Raw genomic sequence first — 935 nt, 5'->3', positions numbered from 1 at the left:
ATTATAATGGACAAGGAACAAAACAAAACTATTCTAAGGGAATTGAGTGGGATACAAAAGCAGCTAAAAAAGGAGATGCCGTTGCTCAATATACATTAGCAACACTCTATTACAATGGTACAGGGGTTAAAAAGAACTATTTTAAAGCTAAACAATGGTTTGCTAAGGCCGCTGAACAAAACTATTCCGATGCTAAAGATCACTTAAATGTTGTAACAAAAAAGGTTAATGCCATTGTAGCCAAACAACAGGCCAAGAAAAAGCAAGCTAGTAATAACGATTGCGGTTGTTAATAATTAATCTGTTACACCAAAATGTGGTATGTCCACACTTTTTGGTACTAAAAAGTGTGGACATACCAGATGGAACCAATTGCATTCTATTTTCCGCGTTTTTCGACAATAAGGTTACCAAAGCGGTTATAGTCAAAGTGTTTGTCACTAAAAAAGGTCAGGCGGTTGCCTGTAATGCCATAATACTGTATTTTTAAGTTTGCATAAAAAAAGCAGAAAAGTAGATAACTCTTTTCTGCTTATCATCCTAGCGAACATCCTAACCATTCTTCTTATAGTAGCGATATAAGTTGATGGATAAAATGCTTAAAGATCGATAAATGGGAATGTTTCTCTGAACAATTTTTCGATTTCTGGGTGTTTTTTTAAGGCTTCTAATGCTTGTTCTTCATTAAAAGATACATCATCTTGAGACAATTTTTCCCCTCTTTTTACCGCTAGGCCATAAACAGCTCTATCTTGCGCTTTTGTGCACTCCCAAGAAGGAAACAAACCGATCAATCTTCGTAATTCTGTTACTTCTCCTTTAAAATCAATTAAATCAAAAATATAATCGGGTAAATCATGGAATGGCAACACATTTTCAAACAAAAAAATTAAGGGGTAAGTGTTTTTTAAATTCAACGGGAGGCAAGTAGCCTA

2 protein-coding genes are annotated in these 935 nt (G+C 34.7%); one reads left to right on the top strand and one right to left on the bottom strand.

Annotated elements, in window-relative coordinates; genetic code table 11:
• Positions 1 to 293: tetratricopeptide repeat protein (locus J6569_RS11175; RefSeq protein ID WP_296318529.1), on the top strand; the 293-nt coding region annotated here is incomplete at its 5' end.
• 306 nt (positions 294 to 599) lie between these two features.
• Here J6569_RS11175 and J6569_RS11170 read toward each other — a convergent pair.
• Entirely contained in the window at positions 600 to 917 is a 318-nt protein-coding gene (locus J6569_RS11170; protein ID WP_296318527.1) for a hypothetical protein, read from the bottom strand.
• Positions 918 to 935: the final 18 nt, after the last annotated feature.

Origin of the sequence: Gilliamella sp., assembly GCF_024104075.1 — a bacterium.
Taxonomy (GTDB): domain Bacteria; phylum Pseudomonadota; class Gammaproteobacteria; order Enterobacterales; family Orbaceae; genus Gilliamella; species Gilliamella bombi.
This window is presented reverse-complemented; position numbering and strand designations above follow the sequence as displayed.